This window comes from Mesorhizobium newzealandense, from assembly GCF_042682145.1.
Taxonomy (GTDB): domain Bacteria; phylum Pseudomonadota; class Alphaproteobacteria; order Rhizobiales; family Rhizobiaceae; genus Mesorhizobium; species Mesorhizobium newzealandense.
On record NZ_JBHUGZ010000002.1, the window covers coordinates 470,993 to 488,557 of the forward strand.

12 protein-coding genes are annotated in these 17,565 nt (G+C 63.6%); 8 read left to right on the forward strand and 4 right to left on the reverse strand.

The features are described 5' to 3' along the window. Positions 1–54 precede the first annotated feature (54 nt). Positions 55–963: a LysR family transcriptional regulator gene (locus tag ACFSOZ_RS06515; protein WP_379094914.1), complete on the forward strand. Its 909-nt coding sequence runs from the start codon at positions 55–57 to the stop codon at positions 961–963. A 50-nt stretch (positions 964–1,013) separates the two neighbouring features. On the opposite strand, the gene ACFSOZ_RS06520 is transcribed toward ACFSOZ_RS06515, so the two are convergent. Further along, entirely contained in the window at positions 1,014–2,063 is a 1,050-nt protein-coding gene (locus tag ACFSOZ_RS06520) for an aldo/keto reductase (RefSeq protein ID WP_379094917.1), read from the reverse strand. 110 nt (positions 2,064–2,173) lie between these two features. After that, positions 2,174–2,836 carry a YggS family pyridoxal phosphate-dependent enzyme gene (locus tag ACFSOZ_RS06525; RefSeq protein WP_379094920.1) on the reverse strand — a complete coding sequence of 221 codons (663 nt, stop codon included), beginning with the start codon at positions 2,834–2,836 and terminating at the stop codon, positions 2,174–2,176. A gap of 153 nt (positions 2,837–2,989) precedes the next feature. Here ACFSOZ_RS06525 and leuS point away from each other — a divergent pair, with 153 nt between their 5' ends. The 3 genes from leuS (at position 2,990) to ACFSOZ_RS06540 (ending at position 9,203) form a co-directional block, all read left to right on the forward strand. Continuing rightward, entirely contained in the window at positions 2,990–5,614 is a 2,625-nt protein-coding gene (gene leuS, locus ACFSOZ_RS06530; RefSeq protein ID WP_379094923.1) for a leucine--tRNA ligase, read from the forward strand. After that, on the forward strand, positions 5,601–6,182 hold the full coding sequence (gene lptE / locus ACFSOZ_RS06535) for an LPS assembly lipoprotein LptE (protein WP_379094926.1): 582 nt from the start codon (positions 5,601–5,603) through the stop codon (positions 6,180–6,182). The genes leuS and lptE overlap by 14 nt, the downstream gene beginning before the upstream one ends. A 312-nt stretch (positions 6,183–6,494) precedes the next feature. Continuing rightward, positions 6,495–9,203 (forward strand): DNA translocase FtsK, encoded by a 2,709-nt coding sequence (locus ACFSOZ_RS06540; RefSeq protein ID WP_379094928.1) that lies wholly within the window; start codon positions 6,495–6,497, stop codon positions 9,201–9,203. Between the two features lie 106 nt (positions 9,204–9,309). Here the strand turns inward: ACFSOZ_RS06540 and fsa are convergent, their stop codons facing one another. Next, entirely contained in the window at positions 9,310–9,966 is a 657-nt protein-coding gene (fsa, locus tag ACFSOZ_RS06545) for a fructose-6-phosphate aldolase (protein WP_379094931.1), read from the reverse strand. Between the two features lie 90 nt (positions 9,967–10,056). On the opposite strand from fsa, the gene ACFSOZ_RS06550 reads away from it, so the two are divergent. Continuing rightward, the gene (locus ACFSOZ_RS06550; RefSeq protein ID WP_379094933.1) at positions 10,057–12,240 is read left to right on the forward strand and encodes a primosomal protein N'; all 2,184 of its coding nucleotides are present in this window, start codon (positions 10,057–10,059) and stop codon (positions 12,238–12,240) included. Positions 12,241–12,293: 53 nt separating this feature from the next. Then, positions 12,294–12,989, forward strand: coding sequence for an aspartate/glutamate racemase family protein (locus ACFSOZ_RS06555; RefSeq protein ID WP_379094936.1), 696 nt, complete (start codon positions 12,294–12,296; stop codon positions 12,987–12,989). Positions 12,990–13,070: 81 nt separating this feature from the next. Here ACFSOZ_RS06555 and ACFSOZ_RS06560 read toward each other — a convergent pair whose 3' ends face one another. Beyond that, entirely contained in the window at positions 13,071–16,040 is a 2,970-nt protein-coding gene (locus tag ACFSOZ_RS06560) for a hypothetical protein (protein WP_379094938.1), read from the reverse strand. A 382-nt stretch (positions 16,041–16,422) separates the two neighbouring features. Between ACFSOZ_RS06560 and ACFSOZ_RS06565 the strand changes: the two genes are divergently transcribed. Together ACFSOZ_RS06565 and ACFSOZ_RS06570 are read left to right on the forward strand one after the other, a co-directional pair. Then, positions 16,423–16,818, forward strand: a complete 396-nt coding sequence (locus ACFSOZ_RS06565; protein WP_379094941.1) for an AGROH133_08824 family phage infection protein — start codon at positions 16,423–16,425, stop codon at positions 16,816–16,818. Between the two features lie 246 nt (positions 16,819–17,064). Beyond that, positions 17,065–17,565, forward strand: a 501-nt coding sequence (locus ACFSOZ_RS06570) for a F0F1 ATP synthase subunit delta (protein ID WP_379094943.1), incomplete at its 3' end; no start/stop codon positions are given.

The window sequence follows — 17,565 nt, forward strand, 5'->3', positions numbered from 1 at the left end:
TGCATTGTGAACCAGACTTGCTCTGGGCATATTTTCTGTGAAATAGATTCACAAATGGCCAGACCCGACATCAATCGCTCCGGCGAGATCGAAGTGTTCGTGCGCGTTGTCGAGGAAGGTAGTTTCTCTTCCGCGGCACGCGCATTGCGCATGACGCCGTCGGCGGTGAGCAAGCTGATCGCGCGGCTGGAGGCGCGGCTTGGCGCACGGCTGGTCAGCCGCTCGACACGCAAGCTGCAACTGACGCCGGAAGGCACCGCGTTCTACGACAGCGGCCTGCGCATCCTGGCCGACATGGCAGCGGCCGAACAGGAGGCCGCGGCGGGTGCGGCGCCACGCGGACGGCTGCGCGTCAACACCTACGTTCCCTTCGGGGTGCACCGGCTGATCCCGCTTCTGCCGCGCTTCCTCGAACGCTACCCAGAGATTTCGGTCGATCTGGTGCTGACCGACAGCGTCATCGACCTGATGGCGGAACGCGCCGATGTCGCCATCCGTGCCGGCCCGCTCGGCGAATCACGGCTGGTGGCGCGCAAGCTCGGGCAAAGCCCGGTGGTTGTCGTTGCCGCACCCTCATATCTCGGCGCACATGGCACGCCACTGACGCCCGCCGATCTCGACCAGCACAACCGCATGGGCTTCGGTTTCGCCAGGCATCTCGATGGCTGGCCGTTCGTCGATGCGGCCGGCAGCCCCATCATGGTTCCGATCACCGGCAACACGTTGGTCAGCGATGGCGAGGCGATGCGGCTGATGGCGCTGGCGGGTGCCGGCATCGCCCGGCTGGCGCGCTGGCACGTGGCAGCCGATCTCGCTGCGGGCAGGCTGGTGTCGCTGCTTGAGGATTTCAATCCCGGTGACGAGGAGCCCACCCACGCCGTCTATGTCGGCCAGGGGCGGCATTTGCCGGCGCGGGTGCGGGCCTTTCTGGATTTTCTGGGGGAGAGCGTGCGGCTGACCTGACAGGGTTCTCGGGAACCGGCGGGCTCCCGAGATGTCTGCGCTGCCAGCTTCTATGCTTTCGGCGTGAACGGCGCCGGGCGGCGGCCGGCTGCCTGACGCTCGACCATCCAGCCGGGATATTCGGCCGGCAAGGCACTGACCTCATCGAGGCGGAGGAGATCGTCGGTGTCGAGCTTCACTTCAGTGGCGGCGAGGTTCTGCTCCAGCTGCTCCATGCGGCTGGCGCCGATGATGACGCTCATCACGAACGGCTTGGCCAGGACATAACCGAGCGCCACCGTGGCAACGCTCACATCGTGCTTCCTGGCGATCTCGCGCATGACGGCGACGGCCGCCCAGGCGCGCTCCTCGTTGACCGGCGGGAAGTTGAAGGAGGCACGGCGGCCCTCGCCATTGCCGGGCGCGCCGGGGCCGTATTTGCCGGAGAGCAGACCGCCGGCCATCGGCGACCACACCATCAGGCCAAGCTTTTCCTCGTTGATGAGCGGCACGATTTCGCGCTCGAGATCACGGCCGGCGATCGAATAATAGGACTGGATGGTCTCGAAGCGGGCGAAGCCCTTGCGGTCGGCGATGCCGAGCGCCTTGGCGATGCGCCAGGCCTGCCAGTTGGAAACGCCGACATAGCGGACCTTGCCGCAGGCAACCAGATCATCCAGCGCGCGTAGCGTCTCGTCGATCGGCGTCACCGTGTCGGTGCCGTGCAACTGATAGAGATCGATATGATCGAGTTGCAGCCGCTCGAGGCTGGCATCGACCGAATCCATGATGTGGCCGCGTGACGAGCCACGCTGGTTCGGGCCTTCGCCCATGGCGCCGTGCACCTTGGTGGCGATGACGACGTTCTGCCGGTTGACGCCGAGGTCCTTCAGCGACTGGCCGAGCAGTCTCTCAGACTGGCCAAAGGAATAGACGTCGGCCGTATCGAAGAAATTGACGCCGGCGGCGAGCGAGCGGGCGACGATCTCGTTGACGCCCTTCTGGTCGAGGCTGGCAATCAGGCCCCATTGGGCGTTTTCGCCGGCGGCGCCGAAGGTCATGGTGCCGAGGCAAAGTTCGGAGACGAACATCCCCGTATTTCCAAGCTGGTTGTAACGCATGGTTGAAGGCTCCAGAGAATCGTGATGACACCCAGCAGATAGGAACGGTACGTTTCGTTTCCAATGCTGGTCCAGCGAACTCGCCAAGCTGGTCCAAGGGCCGCGGCGTGTTAGCGACTGCCGAAGATCGCCGAACCGACCCTGACGCTGGTGGCGCCGAAGGCGACCGCCGTTTCATAGTCGCCGGACATGCCCATCGACAGTCGGGTGACGCTGGCTTCCGTGCCAAGCTTTTCCAGCAATGCGAAATGTGGACCGGGGTTTTCGTCCGCCGGCGGGATGCACATCAGGCCTTCGATGCCGAGGCCATGGACAGCACGGCAACGGGCGACGAAGGCGACCGCGTCGCGGGGTTCGATGCCGGCCTTCTGCGGCTCGGAGCCGGTGTTGACCTGGACATAGAGCTTTGGCGCGCGGCCTTGCCTGGCGATCTCCCTAGCGAGTTCAACGGCGATCTTCTCGCGATCGACCGTCTCGATGACGTCGAACAGCGCCACCGCCTCCTTCGCCTTGTTCGACTGCAGCGGACCGATCAGATGCAGTTCGATATCGGCAAAAGTCTCCTTCAGCGCCGGCCATTTTCCCTGCGCTTCCTGGACGCGGTTTTCGCCGAAGACGCGCTGGCCGGCCTCGATGACCGGGCTTATGTCAGCGGCGTCAAAGGTCTTGGAAACCGCGACCAGCGTCACCGCGCCAGCGTCGCGACCGGCCTCGCGCTCGGCGGCGGCGATCTTGGCCTTGACCGCGAAAAACTGCTGAACGGCGTCGCCCATATGCAAATCCCGCTGTTTTGATCCGCGTTTTTAACCGACGCGGGACCCATATGGTTGACGGGTTTGCCAAACCATGGTGAACACCCGGACCATATCCAATGAACTGCCGAGCTGTCGCCCGCAGTCCGCATGCTTTTAAGTGAAAAACGTCTCATGGCAACCGAACGATACAATCCGCGCGCGTCAGAGCCCAAATGGCAGAAAGCCTGGGACGCCAAGAAGCTGTTCGAAGCGCACAATGACGATCCGCGCCCGAAATACTACGTGCTGGAGATGTTCCCCTATCCGTCGGGGCGCATCCATATCGGCCACACCCGCAACTACACGATGGGCGACGTGGTGGCGCGCTACAAGCGGGCCAAGGGCTTCAACGTGCTGCACCCGATGGGCTGGGACGCCTTCGGCATGCCGGCCGAGAACGCGGCGATGCAGAACAAGGTCCATCCCAAGGAATGGACCTACCAGAACATCGCCACCATGCGCGAGCAGCTCAAGGTCATGGGCCTGTCGCTGGACTGGGCGCGCGAATTCGCCACCTGCGACGTCGACTACTACCACCGCCAGCAGATGCTGTTCCTCGACTTTGTCGAGAAGGGGCTGGTGACGCGCAAATCCTCCAAGGTCAATTGGGACCCAGAGGACATGACGGTGCTTGCAAACGAGCAGGTCATCGACGGGCGCGGCTGGCGCTCGGGCGCGCTGGTCGAACAGCGCGAGCTGACGCAGTGGTTCTTCAAGATCACCGACTTCGCACAAGACCTGCTGGATTCGCTCGACGGGCTCGACGAATGGCCGGAAAAAGTGAAGCTGATGCAGCAGAACTGGATCGGCCGCTCCGAAGGCCTGCTGATCCGCTGGCCGCTGGCCACCGCTTCTGGCGACGAGCACGAGCTGGAAGTCTACACGACGCGGCCCGACACCATCTTCGGCGCATCCTTCATGGCTGTCGCCGCCGATCACCCGCTGGCAAAAAAGGCTGCCGAGACCAATCCGGCGCTGGCCAAGTTCATCGACGAGGTCCGCCATATGGGCACTTCGGTGGCGGCGCTGGAGACGGCCGACAAGAAGGGTTTCGACACCGGCATCCGCGTCGTTCACCCGTTTGACGACAGCTGGACGCTGCCGGTCTACGTCGCCAATTTCGTGCTGATGGAATACGGCACCGGCGCCATCTTCGGCTGTCCGTCCGGCGACCAGCGCGACCTCGACTTCGCCAACAAATACGGCCTGCCGGTGGTGCCGGTGGTGATGCCGGAAGGCGAGAACCCGGCTAGCTTCCAGATCATCGATGAAGCCTATGACGGCGACGGCGTGATGATCAATTCGCGCTTCCTCGACGGCATGAAGCCGGATCAGGCTTTCGACGAGGTCGCGAAACTGCTGGAAGGGAAGACCATCGGCAACCGGCCAATGGCGGAGCGCAAGGTGAATTTCCGCCTGCGAGACTGGGGCATTTCGCGCCAGCGCTACTGGGGCTGCCCGATCCCGATGATCCATTGCGAGGATTGCGGCGTGGCGCCGGTGCCGAAGGCCGACCTGCCGGTCAAGCTGCCCGACGATGTCGATTTCGACCGGCCGGGCAATCCGCTCGACCGCCATCCGACCTGGCGGCACGTCAAATGCCCGCAATGCGGCAAGGATGCGCGGCGCGAAACCGACACGATGGACACGTTCGTCGATTCGTCGTGGTATTTCGCCCGCTTCACGGCACCCTGGGCGCATGAGCCGACCGATCCCATGGCGGCGAACGAATGGCTGCCGGTCGACCAGTATATTGGAGGCATCGAGCACGCGATCCTGCATCTGCTCTATTCGCGCTTCTTCACCCGCGCCATGCGCGAGACCGGCCATGTCGATTTGGCCGAGCCGTTCAAGGGACTGTTCACGCAAGGCATGGTGGTGCACGAAACCTATCGCGTGGGTTCGGCATCGAATGGCCGCTGGCTGGCGCCGACCGAGGTCAAGCTGGAGGACGTCGACGGCAAGCGCCGTGCCATCGACATCGCCACCGGCGAGGCGGTGACGATCGGCCCGCTCGAAAAGATGTCGAAGTCGAAGAAGAACACGGTGAGCCCGGAAGACATCACCGACGGCTATGGCGCCGACACGGCGCGCTGGTTCATGCTGTCGGACTCGCCGCCCGAGCGCGATGTCGAATGGACCGACGATGGCGCCGCCGGCGCGCATCGCTTCATGCAGCGCATTTGGCGCCTGGTGTCGACGGCGGCCGAGACGCTGGTGGGTGTCGAGCCCGTGGCGGCCAATTCCGGCGAAGCCGGAGCCGTCTCCAAGGCCGCGCACAAGATCCTGAAGGCGGTCGGCGAGGATATCGAGAAACTCGCGTTCAACCGCGCCATCGCCCGCATCTACGAATTGGCCAACGCGCTGACCACGCCGCTCAACGAAGTGGCGGAGGGTAAGGCCGATACGGCGCTGAAAGGCGCCTGCCGGCAGGCTGTGGAGATACTCGTGCATCTGATCGCGCCGGTCATGCCGCACCTGGCCGAGGAGTGCTGGGAAACGCTCGGCGGCACCGATCTCGTCGCCGAACGGCCGTGGCCGGTCTTCGATCCGGCGCTGGTCGTCGACAACGAAGTCACCTATCCGGTGCAGGTCAACGGCAAGAAGCGGGGGGATTTGACAATTGCCCGCGACGCGGACCAAGGTGCGGTCGAAAAAGCGGTATTGGCTCTCGACTTCGTGCAGAAAGCGCTCGAAGGTAAGGCTCCGCGCAAGGTGATCATCGTGCCGCAGAGGATCGTCAATGTCGTTGCCTGATCGGGAAAAGACAGAGCTGAACCGTTTGCCGCGCCGTATCGCACTTGCCGGCCTGCTGGGCTCGCTTGCGCTGGTCTCGGCCTGCACGGTGCGGCCGCTCTATTCGAACGCGCCGTTGTCGACCGGCTCGACCGTCAGCGCCAATGCCGAACTGGCATCGATCGGCATCAAGCCGGTCAACACGCGTTTTGGGCAACAGGTGCGCAACAATTTGATCTTCGGATTTGGACGAGGTGCCGGCGAGCCGGCCTCGCCCGTCTATTCGCTCTATCTCGGCGTGGGCGAAGCCGTGGAGTCCTCGGCACTCGTGCAGGTCGGAACCGACGAGGATGAGCCGACCGCCGGTTCCGTGACGCTGACCGCCAACTATACGCTCAGCGATGCCCAGACCGGTAAAAAGATCGCGTCCGGGGTTCGCTCGATCACCTCGTCCTTCGACAGGCCGCGTCAGGAATTCGCCGCATACCGGGCGCAGATCGACGCCGAGAACCGTGCCGCGCGCGAGCTGGCCGAAGCGCTGCAACTGTCCATCGCCCAGGACCTGGTCAGGCACGGCAAGGCCGGCTAGCCCAGTTCATTCGTATTTTACGCCCTCGCGTCAAAGCGAGGGTGGTGGATAATGGTGACGTCACGATCAGGCGCTGGAAGCCAGACCGTTCGGCAGTGCCGCGAAGATAGCCTGCCTCACATCCTTATGGATCCTGCAGGCAGGTCGCGCCACCGGCGTGAGTGCTGCGAGACAACGGGCCTGGTCTCGTTCGTTGCGGCGGGTACGATGACATTGCTGTTCCAAGATCGTCGACGATCGAGCCCGCCGGGAAGCAACTGTTAACCACTCGCTCCCTATTGCTCGGCAGACGTTTCAGAGCGAGTCTTGAGAATGGAATCCAAGCGTTTTCCTAGGGTCAACTCATTGAAGGCAACTTCGCCCGATGATCCTGGGGTGGAGCGTTTGGATGGCATGCGCGGCAGGGCCAGTCAGCGAGCCCCTTCAGCCGTGACAGGCGGCCTTGATCGCCCGACTCACCAGGGACAGGACGGTCGGCCGTCCGGCACACACCAGGCCGGCTATTCCGCGCGGGTTGTCGATCTCGGCGGCAACAGTCGGCCCTATATGGAGCCGAGGGGAGGCCTTGGGACAAGCGATTCGGCCTCGAAAATCGGCGACATCGAAAGTCCTGCCTGGCAGGAGTACTTCTTCCTCGCTCCCAACGTGCGTTTTACCCGCACGCCGGACTATGAGGCCAAGAAGCATCGCCAGCAGAGCGACCGTGTCGTCCAGCAAGGCGATCCAGTCGCGCTCCCAACGCAGCAGGCAATCACGCAATCCATCGTTGATGAGGCGCCACTTGAGCCCTCGCTGCTGGCATTGCCGGCGTCGGTGAAAAGCCGCAATCCCCATTCGGAAACAGCCCGGTTGCAGGGCGGCAGCGAAACGGCCGCACAAAGGACGTCGCCGCTGGCTGCAGCGTCTGTTGCGCCGAGTCGTGCCAATGACAAGGTACGACGTGCTCCGTCGGTACCTCCGATGACGGCCGCAACGGGAAGAGCATCCGCGCGTATGGCTGCTGTCCCGGCGGGCAGCGCCGCGATCAAGACAGCCATCCCCGAGACGCTGCGCTGGCCTCATCTTTCGGATCACGCCTTCTTCGAGGTCATGGCGCCGTTTCTGGTCGACGTTTCGTCTCAGGTCCGGCCGGCCAGCCCGGCCACGCCGGCGCCGGTCGCCGCTGCGCGGATCGATATCAGGCCATCGATGGTGGCCGACGCCACCTCGCTATTTCGTGTCATCGAATGGCTTCCAGGCCAGCCCTCGAAGCCTTTGCCTGATGCCAGGCCATCCAACTCGAACGAAGCTGCCGCCCAGCCCGACATGCCGGCGAGCAACGCGCGGCCGCAGGCCGAGGTCGCTGCGGCAAGCGATGCCGTTGCCGTGACAGTCGTGCCGAGTCGGGACATCGCGGTGCGGGTCGCGGCCGCACAGCCTTCTTCACGCTTGCCTCTGGCAGGGAAAATCGCGCCTTCAACGGCGGGCGATTCCTACCAGCTCCCTTCCGAAGAGTTGTTGCAGCGGCCACCGGAGGGGCAGGGCTTCTACATGTCGCAGGAGCGGCTTGAGCAGAATGCCGATCTTTTGGAAAGCGTGCTCGAAGATTTCGGCGTGCGTGGCGAGATCATTCATGTTCGCCCAGGCCCTGTCGTCACGCTCTACGAGTTCGAGCCGGCGCCGGGTGTCAAATCCTCTCGTGTCATCGGGCTCGCCGATGATATCGCCCGCTCCATGTCGGCGGTTTCGGCGCGCGTCGCCGTCGTGCCTGGCCGTAACGTCATCGGCATCGAGCTTCCGAACGAGATGCGCGAAACGGTCTATTTCCGGGAGCTGATCGAATCGGAGGGCTTCCGCAAGACCAGCTGCAAGCTGGCGCTTTGTCTCGGCAAGACGATCGGCGGCGAGCCTGTCATCGCCGAGTTGGCGAAGATGCCGCACCTGCTCGTGGCCGGCACCACGGGGTCCGGCAAGTCGGTCGCCATCAACACCATGATCCTGTCGTTGCTTTACCGGCTGAAGCCGGAAGAGTGCCGGCTGATCATGGTCGACCCCAAGATGCTGGAGCTCTCCGTCTATGACGGCATCCCGCATCTTTTGACCCCCGTCGTCACGGATCCAAAAAAGGCGGTCACCGCGCTTAAATGGGCGGTGCGCGAGATGGAGGATCGCTATCGCAAGATGGCGCGGCTCGGTGTGCGCAACATCGACGGCTACAATGAGCGCGCGGCTGCCGCCCGCGACAAGGGCGAGACGGTCGTGATGACCGTGCAGGCCGGCTTCGAAAAGGGCACGGGCGAGCCGCTTTTCGAACAGCAGGAAATCGACCTTGCGCCGATGCCTTATATCGTCGTCATCGTCGACGAGATGGCCGACCTGATGATGGTTGCCGGCAAGGAGATCGAAGGCGCCATCCAGCGCCTGGCGCAGATGGCACGCGCTGCCGGTATCCACCTGATCATGGCAACGCAGCGCCCTTCGGTCGATGTCATCACCGGCACGATCAAGGCCAACTTCCCGACCCGGATTTCCTTCCAGGTGACATCCAAGATCGACAGCCGCACCATCCTGGGCGAACAGGGCGCCGAACAGCTGCTTGGCCAGGGCGACATGCTGCACATGATGGGCGGGGGGCGTATTTCGCGCGTGCATGGCCCGTTTGTTGCCGACGCGGAAGTCGAGCATGTCGTGGCGCATCTGAAGGCGCAGGGCCGCCCCGAGTATCTGGAGACCGTGACAGCCGACGAGGATGAGGAAGAAGCCGAGGGCGATCAGGGCGCGGTCTTCGACAAGGGATCCGTTGCAGCCGAAGACAATGATTCCATCTATGACGAGGCGGTCAAGGTGGTGGTGCGCGACAAGAAGTGCTCGACGTCTTACATCCAGCGCCGCCTCGGTGTCGGCTACAACCGCGCCGCATCGCTGGTCGAGCGAATGGAAAAGGAAGGCTTGGTCGGTGCACCCAACCATGTCGGTAAACGCGAGATCATCATGGGCCGGCGCCCGCAGGTGAGCGCGCCCGACGATGACGGCACGGATTGATCGGCAGGCGCCCTTGGCGGTTCGACTTCTTCGGAAGCGCAATAAAAAAGGCCGATTGCTCGGCCTTTTTTGTTGAGAACGGTATTGGCCTCAGCCGATCGCCATCTCAGCCGATAGATTGGCCGGTCTTTGCCCAGTCGGCGAGGAACTGTTCCAGGCCCTTGTCGGTCAGCGGATGCTTGACCAGTGCCTTCAGCGTCGCCGGCGGCGCGGTAACAACATCGGCGCCGATGAGTGCTGCCTGCTTGACATGGTTCACGGTGCGAACCGAAGCGACGAGAATCTCGGTCTGGAAATCGTAATTGTCGTAGATCTGCCGGATCTCCTGGATCAGCTCCATGCCGTCGATGCCGATGTCGTCGATGCGGCCGACGAAGGGCGAGATGAAGGACGCACCGGCCTTGGCCGCCAGCAACGCCTGGTTGGCCGAGAAGCAGAGCGTGACATTGACCAGCCGGTTCATCTCGGTGCGGATCGTCTTGCAGGCCTTCAGGCCGTCCAGCGTCAGCGGCACCTTGATGCAGACATTGTCGGCGATCTTGGCCAGGACCTTGGCCTGCTGCATCATCTCGGAATATTCGGTGGCGGTGACTTCGGCCGAGACCGGACCCTTGACGATGTCGCAGATCTGCTTGGTGACCTCTGCGATCTTGCCGCCGGATTTCAGGATCAGCGACGGGTTGGTGGTGACGCCGTCAAGCAGGCCCAGATCGTTGAGCTCACGGATATCCTTGACGTCGGCGGTGTCGACAAAAAATTTCATGGCGGTCTCCTGACGATTTCGTCGTGCTGGGAAAGGCACGTTCAGCGTTGCGCTTTGATCTAGACCAAAGTCGGGGCAAGGTCACGCCTCATGAACGAAGATTCGCCCTTTGTCGCAGCCGCGCCGGTGCTGGTGCCGATGCCCGCCGAACGTCCCTACACCTATGCGGTGCCCGCCGGCATGCGCGTGGTGCCGGGGTCGATCGTGCGCGTGCCGCTCGGTTCGCGCCAGGTCGCCGGCATCGTCTGGGATGGCGCGGTCGAGAAGGTCGACGCGAAAAAGCTGCGCCCCATCGAGCAGGTCTTTGACTGCCCGCCGATCGACCGCGCGATGCGCCGCTTCGTCGACTGGGTGGCGCAATACACGCTGTCGCCGCCGGGCATGGTGGCGCGCATGCTGCTCAGGGCGCCGGAGGGTTTCGACCCCGAGCCATGGATCGAGGGGCTGCAGCGCACGCTTCTCGCGCCAGACCGGATGACGGGGGCGAGGGAGCGCGTGCTGGAGACGGCCGAAGGCGGGCTTGCCTGGACGCGGTCGGGCCTGGCGCATGCGGCCGGCGTGTCGTCGACGGTGATCGACGGGCTGAGGGCGCAAGGCGTGTTTGAGACGGTGATGATCCCGCCGCGCCCGGTGGTGGCCGCGCCCGACACCAGCTACGCGATGCCGGAACTGATGCCGGACCAGAACGACGCCGCACAGATGCTGCGCGCCAATGTCGCGGCCGGTGTGTTCAATGTCGCGCTGCTCGACGGCGTCACCGGGTCGGGCAAGACCGAGGTTTATTTCGAGGCGGTGGCGGCCGCGCTCGACCAGGGCAAGCAGGTGCTGATCCTGTTGCCGGAGATCGCGCTGACCCACGCCTTCCTCGAACGCTTCCAGCAGCGCTTCGGCGCCAAGCCGGGCGAGTGGCATTCGGACCTGCCGCCGAGGATGCGGGAACGGGTCTGGCGGCAAGTGGCGGAAGGCGGCGTGCGTGTCGTCGCCGGCGCCCGCTCGGCGCTGTTCTTGCCGTTCAGAGAGCTTGGCCTGATCGTCGTCGACGAGGAGCACGACCCCGCTTACAAGCAGGAAGACCGCGTCTTCTACAATGCGCGCGACATGGCGGTGGTGCGCGGCCATATCGGCAGCTTTCCGGTGGTGCTGGCGTCGGCGACGCCATCGGTCGAAAGCCGGGTCAATGCCCAGCAGGGCCGTTACAACAGGGCGGTGCTCTCCGCCCGCTTCGCCGAGGCGGCTCTCCCGTATCTCAAGGCGATCGACATGCGGCGGGCGCCACCAGCGCGCGGCGGCTTCCTGTCGCCGGTGCTGCTCGACCAGATGCGCCAGACCCTGGAGAGGAAGGAGCAGTCGCTGCTGTTCCTCAACCGGCGCGGCTATGCGCCGCTGACGCTGTGCCGCGTCTGCGGCCACCGCTTCGGCTGCCCGGTCTGCTCGGCCTGGCTGGTCGAGCATCGCTTTCGCGGCCAGCTGGTCTGCCATCATTGCGGGCACAATGAGCGCCGCCCCGAAGCCTGCCCGGAATGCGGCACGCTCGACCATCTGGTTGCTTGCGGGCCAGGTGTCGAGCGCATCGCCGAGGAAGTGGTCGCGCATTTTCCGGACGCGCGCACCATCGTTTTGTCATCCGACCTGATGGGCGGCGTGCGGCGGCTGCGGCTAGAACTGGAGGCGATCGCCGATGGCGAGGCCGACATCGTCATCGGCACACAGCTGGTCGCCAAGGGCCACAACTTCCCCAACATGACTTTGGTTGGGGTCGTCGACGCCGACCTCGGTCTCGCCAATGGCGACCCGCGCGCTGCCGAGCGGACCTTCCAACTGCTCAGCCAGGTGACCGGCCGCGCCGGCCGCACCGGCAAGAAGAGCCTCGGTCTGCTGCAGACCTTCCAGCCCGACCATCCGGTGATGCGGGCGATCGTTTCTGGCGATGCCGAGGCTTTTTACGAGCGCGAGATCGCCGAGCGCGAGCGGGCGGCCTTGCCGCCCTTTGGCCGGCTCGCCGGCGTCATCGTCAGCGCGGTGACGCGGGCAGAAGCCGAGGTCCATGCGCGCGGCCTGCGCCGTGCCGCGCCCGAGGCGACAGACCTGTTCGTGCTGGGTCCAGCCGAGGCGCCGCTGTCATTGCTCGGCGGCCGTCACCGGTTTCGCTTGCTGATCCAGGGTGAGCGGCGCGCCGACATGCAAGGCTTCATCCGCGCCATGCTGGCCAACGGGCCGAAACAGCGTGGTTCGGTCAGGGTGCAAGTGGATATCGACCCGCAGAGCTTTTTGTAAGAATGCGATTGCAGCGATAGGCTGGCTCGAAGCCGGCGAGACGGGAAGATCACATGAAAACCCTTGGCCTTCTCGGCGGCATGAGCTGGGAGTCGACCGCCATCTACTACCGCCTGCTCAACGAGATCGTGCGCGAGCGTCTCGGTGGCCTGCATTCGGCGAAACTGCTGCTGTGGTCGTTCGACTTTGCCGAGATCGCCGATCGGCAGCATCATGGCGACTGGGATGGCGCCGGCGTGCTTCTCGTCGAAGCGGCGCGCAAGCTCGAGGCGGGCGGCGCGGAGGGCCTGCTTCTGTGCACCAACACCATGCACAAACTGGCCGACCAGGTGCAGGCGGCGGTGTCGATCCCGCTGATCCACATCGCCGACGCCACCGCGGTCGCCGTCAAGCGCGCCGGCATGCAGCGCCCGGCGCTGCTGGCGACGCGCTTCACCATGGAACAGGATTTCTACAAGGGCCGGCTCGCCGACAAATACGGACTTCAACCGGTTGTGCCCGATGCGGCCGGCCGCGACATGGTGCATCGCGTCATCTACGAGGAACTATGCCAGGGCGTCGTCACCGAAGCCTCCAAGGCGGCCTATATCGCCGAGACCGAACGCCTGCGGCGCGAAGAGGCCGCCGACAGCGTCATCATGGGCTGCACCGAGATCACCATGCTGATCGGTCAGCCGGACTTCGACATTCCGGTTTTCGACACGACGCGCATCCATGCCGAGGCAGCGGTGGCCTTCATGCTGCCCTGAAGCAATTCCCGCAAAAGTGTGAAACGGTTTTCCCGGGAAAATCGCGTAGCGCTTTCCCTGGGAATTGCGTCAAAACAGAGATCACGGCTGGACGGCGACAGTTCCGCTGCCGACCACTTTCAGCTTCCATCCGTCTGCTTGCGTGCCGCCGAGATTGAGATGCCCGGTCAGGAAATACAGGCGATCGGTGTCGGGGCCGTTGGCGGTGCAGAATCGATCCTGCAGATAGGACGGCGGCGTCGCTTGGTAATAGAGATCCGCCTCGATGCTGGAAGGGCGTGTGCCCTTCGGTAAATCGGCAAGCGGTATCGAGTAGCTCAACGTGTCGCTGCCGCCCGATATGTAGTCGGGATCGTCCTCGACAGCGGTCGCGCCGACATCGACGGCAAGTTCCTCATCCGCGCCCAACGCCTTGGCGATTTCCAGCCGGTCTTCGACCGGTAGGAAACCCGCCGGCAATATCCGGTTGTCTTTCACCTCTGTGCAGATCGACAGGAAGCTGGTCGTCAGTTCGCCTTCCGGCTTCGCATGGGCATTGCAGACTGGATTGGGTGTATCGGCAGGCGGCGTGGAGACCAGTTCCTGATAGATCTGAACCTGATCCTGTCGCGTGATCTTCTGGTAGTGCGGCTGATGCGGCCGTTCGCCAGGGTGGAGGCGGCCGGAACAATCATCCTTCCACCAAAGCTCGCCATCAAGCGGCTTGCCTGAGGCGTCGACGATCACACCGGCGGCGTTGGTGCGACCGGAGACCCAGAGCTGCTCGCCGTTCTGGTCGAGCGCACTGAAGGTGAGGAACGCACGCCGGAAACCCACTCCGGAGGGAAACTTGTGACCGGCCAGGTTCTTTACCGTCACCTTGGCATCAAGCGCGTCGGCGGTGATGGCAAGGTCGCTGACGGCGACGGTAGCGGTCGCCTGCGACGCCTGGTCCAGCATCGCCTGCTCGGTGAGGACGAGGGGATCGACAGCCTTCTTGCCCATCATCGGATCGCGCGTCCTGATGCCGAAGACATCGGGAAATTGCTGCGCCATCTTGACCAGGAAGACGTTGAGTCCGACGAGCGTGTGGCGGGCAAATCCCTCGCGAACCGAAAGATCCGGTGCGTTGCTGGACTCGGCCTGCGGGAAATTCAGATTTTCCTGGATGCTGGCGATCTTGCTCATCGTCGGCGATCCGTCCTGTTCCGTCGATGGCATGTGACAGCCCTGGCAGCTGCGCGGCGTGGCGCCGGCGCCCAGCGGAAGCGGTCCATCCGGGGTGCTGCTGGTTCGATAGGCGCTGAACGCCCATTCCGGATAGGTCGTCTGCTCGTAGATATGCGCCAGGGTGTTGGTGCCCTGCAGAACCGGCAAGTGAACCGTGTGGCATGTCCCGCAAACCTCGGAGCTCATGATCGTGGCGTCATGGACCGGTTTGATGCCGAGCGCGGTATGCATCGGCCCGACTTCCGGTTTCTCGAAGGGGCCGATGAGCGTATCCGGCGAACCGACCATGAAGCTGCCGGTGAAGGTCTTGGCAAAACCAGTCGCGTCCGGATTGAGCAGCGCCTGCCGCTCGTCCACGCAGGCGTTCTGCGGTGCATCGCCGAGCGGTTCGCTGGCCTTGCTGTTGAGCACCATGCGGTGACAGGACGTGCAGGTGATGCCGTCGCGGGCAAGCATGCCGTAATTGGCGTGCGCGGCACTCGGATTGTCGGCTGGCCAGGGCGTCGCGTCGACCATGTCGCGCGAGAACAGTTCGCATTTGCCCGAGCGCGCCTTCTCGTCGATGTGAAACTGCCGTTCTCCGGCAATGCCGTGACAGCCAAGGCAAACATCCTGCACAACACCGGACATTTTGGGGTGAAAGCTTTGCGTTTCACTGGCCAGCTGCGCGAAAAAAATCGGGTCGCGGCCTCCCAGCCCCATCGGCGAGGTTCGCCAGGTCGCCAGCGGCGACAGATTGATCAAGCCATCGCCATGCGGGTTCGGCTTGGTCATGTCGAACTGCAGCCCGGTGCTGCCGGCATCGTGACAACCGAGGCACTGGCTCGAGGTCAGGAACGTATCGGACGCATCGGGACCTTTGGCCCCGACCCAGGTGTTGTCGTAGGTTTCGGAAGGCATTCGCGAGACGGTCGCATAGGTCGGCATTTCGCGGACATAGGCCTGCAGCGCGGCGATCACGTCAGCGTTCGGACTGTAGAGCGGTTGGCCAAGACGCGGATTGGCATTGACCGGCAAAACGACCGACTGGTGCAAGGTCGTTGCCGGTGCGCCCGTGAAGAAATCCTGTGCGAGGTAGTTGAGCGGCTTGCCTGGCTCGCCGGCAATGTTCTTGGGAGATGCGAAGGTCAGATTGTCGCCAGCCGAGGCATGACAGTTCATGCAATACTGGGCGAAGCCCATGTTGGGCAGGCTGTTGTTGTCGGCCGGCAGAGCCGGCCAATCCGGAGTCCAGCCGCTCTGGCTGCCAAAGCCGTACCAGCCCCAGAACCAGCCATCGTAAGAGGCGCTGGCATCGCGGATCATTATCGCGGCGCCGCTGGTTGGAAAAAGCCTGAGAGGATCGACCGTCCGGCAATCCGACGCCGGCTCCGAAAACATCTCCTTGACCATGATGGCGCCGTCGGGAACCGGCGGCGGATGATCGACCTCGCCTTCTGCCGGGCGATTCTTGCGGAGCCAGTCCATCATGTCGGGCGAATACCAGATCATCACCGGCGCATGGGTGCCATGGTCGACGCCCTGCCAGGCGCCGTTGACCAGGGTCGCGATGCGCGGCCCGGCCTGGCGCACGAATTTGTCGTGCACCCATCCGGCAGCCTCATCGCGATAACAGTAACTGCCCAGATATTGGTTGAGCTTGTTCTCGTAGTCGCCCAGGGACAGCGCGGAGGGCTTCTTGATCGTCGCCTCGAGCTGCTGGCAGACCAAAGGATCGGCGGGGGCCATGGCCGTCGGCCGTTCGGCGATACAGTCCGCGCGAGCGCCTTGCGCGATCCCGGCAAGGGCTGCCGCAGCGACCCAGATGCTGGCCAGATGCAACGCCCGACAAAGATCCGGCATGATCTTCTCCGAATTTTGAGATCCTGCCTGCCGCACTCCGTCCGTGCAGATTTCACAAGTGATCGTGAAACATGTGAAATTGCTAAAATAAACAAGAAGTCGACGAAAGGAACATTCGAAGCATAATACTTACGTTACGTCGCGGCAAGGCACGCAATCTATACTGTTGAAGAAATTGCGCCGCGGATATTCTCGTTCAGGTGTTTGCTTGCGTGGTGGCCGACTCGGCCGCAGAGCTGGCGGTTCCAAGCTGTAAGCTCACATCAGGCGACAGCATTTCCAGTGTGGCTTTGCCGAAACCCCGACTTGCCGGCTGGCGCTTGACTTCCTCCACAGGCGACATTCAATGCATCCGGAGTTGCTGTGAGGGGGGCTAGACAAGATGGATTTTGCGTTTCCGTGGCCAATGAGCCAGGGCGAATGGCTGGCCTGGTCGAGCGCCGTCGTCACCGTGCTGCTCGGCCTACTGTTTTTTCTGGCGCCTGGCCTGGCCTTCCGGATCCTGCGGCTGCAGGTCAAGCCCGAGAAGGTGGCGGCGATCGCCGAGGGGCGCGGCAGAATGTCGGGCTTCTATCTCGGCGTCGGCCTGTGCTGCATCCTGCTTGCGCAGCCGCTGGTCTACATGACGCTTGGCTTCTCCTGGCTGTTCACCGCGTTCGGGCGGCTGCTGTCGATGATGTCGGATGGCGCGAACACGCCTTTCAATTGGGTGTCCATTGTGGTGGAATTGGCATTGGCGGCGCTGCCGCTCGCCTTCGCCTTCGGCTTTCTGCCTTGAATCCTCAGGGTTTCCGGGGCGGAAGACGGGGTTCTTTCGCCAGATGCGACAATAGTGCCTGAAAACCATGCGGAACGACGCATTGCGGTCTTAAAATGCCTGTGCTAGACGGCAATCGACTTTCGGCCGGGGATAGCGGAAGCCGCGCCTCCGTGCTTGAAAAAATGCAGTAAGGTCAAAGATTTAGCCAGAGTTTTTGCTCGCGCCAACAATCTGCGGCCTGTCAGACAAGAGAAAAGACGGTCCGTGGCTCAATCGTCATCGCCAATCTCAGGTGTCGCAGAACGCTATGCGGGTTCGCTGTTCGAACTCGCCCTGCAGGCAAATTCCGTGGCCAAGGTCGAGGCAGACCTCAACAGCTTCGAGACGATGCTCGCGGGCAGCGCCGACCTCACCCGGCTGATCAACAGCCCGGTGTTTTCCAGCGAGGACCAGGCCAAGGCCATCGCGGCGATCGCCGACAAGGCCGGGATTGCCGGCCTCACCGGCAATTTCCTGCGGGTCGTCGCGAGAAACCGCCGGCTGTTCGCCATCCCCGGCATGATCAGGGCGTTCCGCCAGATCGCCGCCGAACACCGTGGCGAGACCGCTGCTGAAGTGACGTCGGCGCACGAGCTGACCGCTGCCCAGCAGACTGAACTCAAGGCGGCGCTGAAGAGCGTTGCCGGCAAGGACGTGGCCATCTCCGTCACCGTCGATCCGTCGCTGCTCGGCGGGCTGGTGGTCAAGATGGGCTCGCGCCAGATC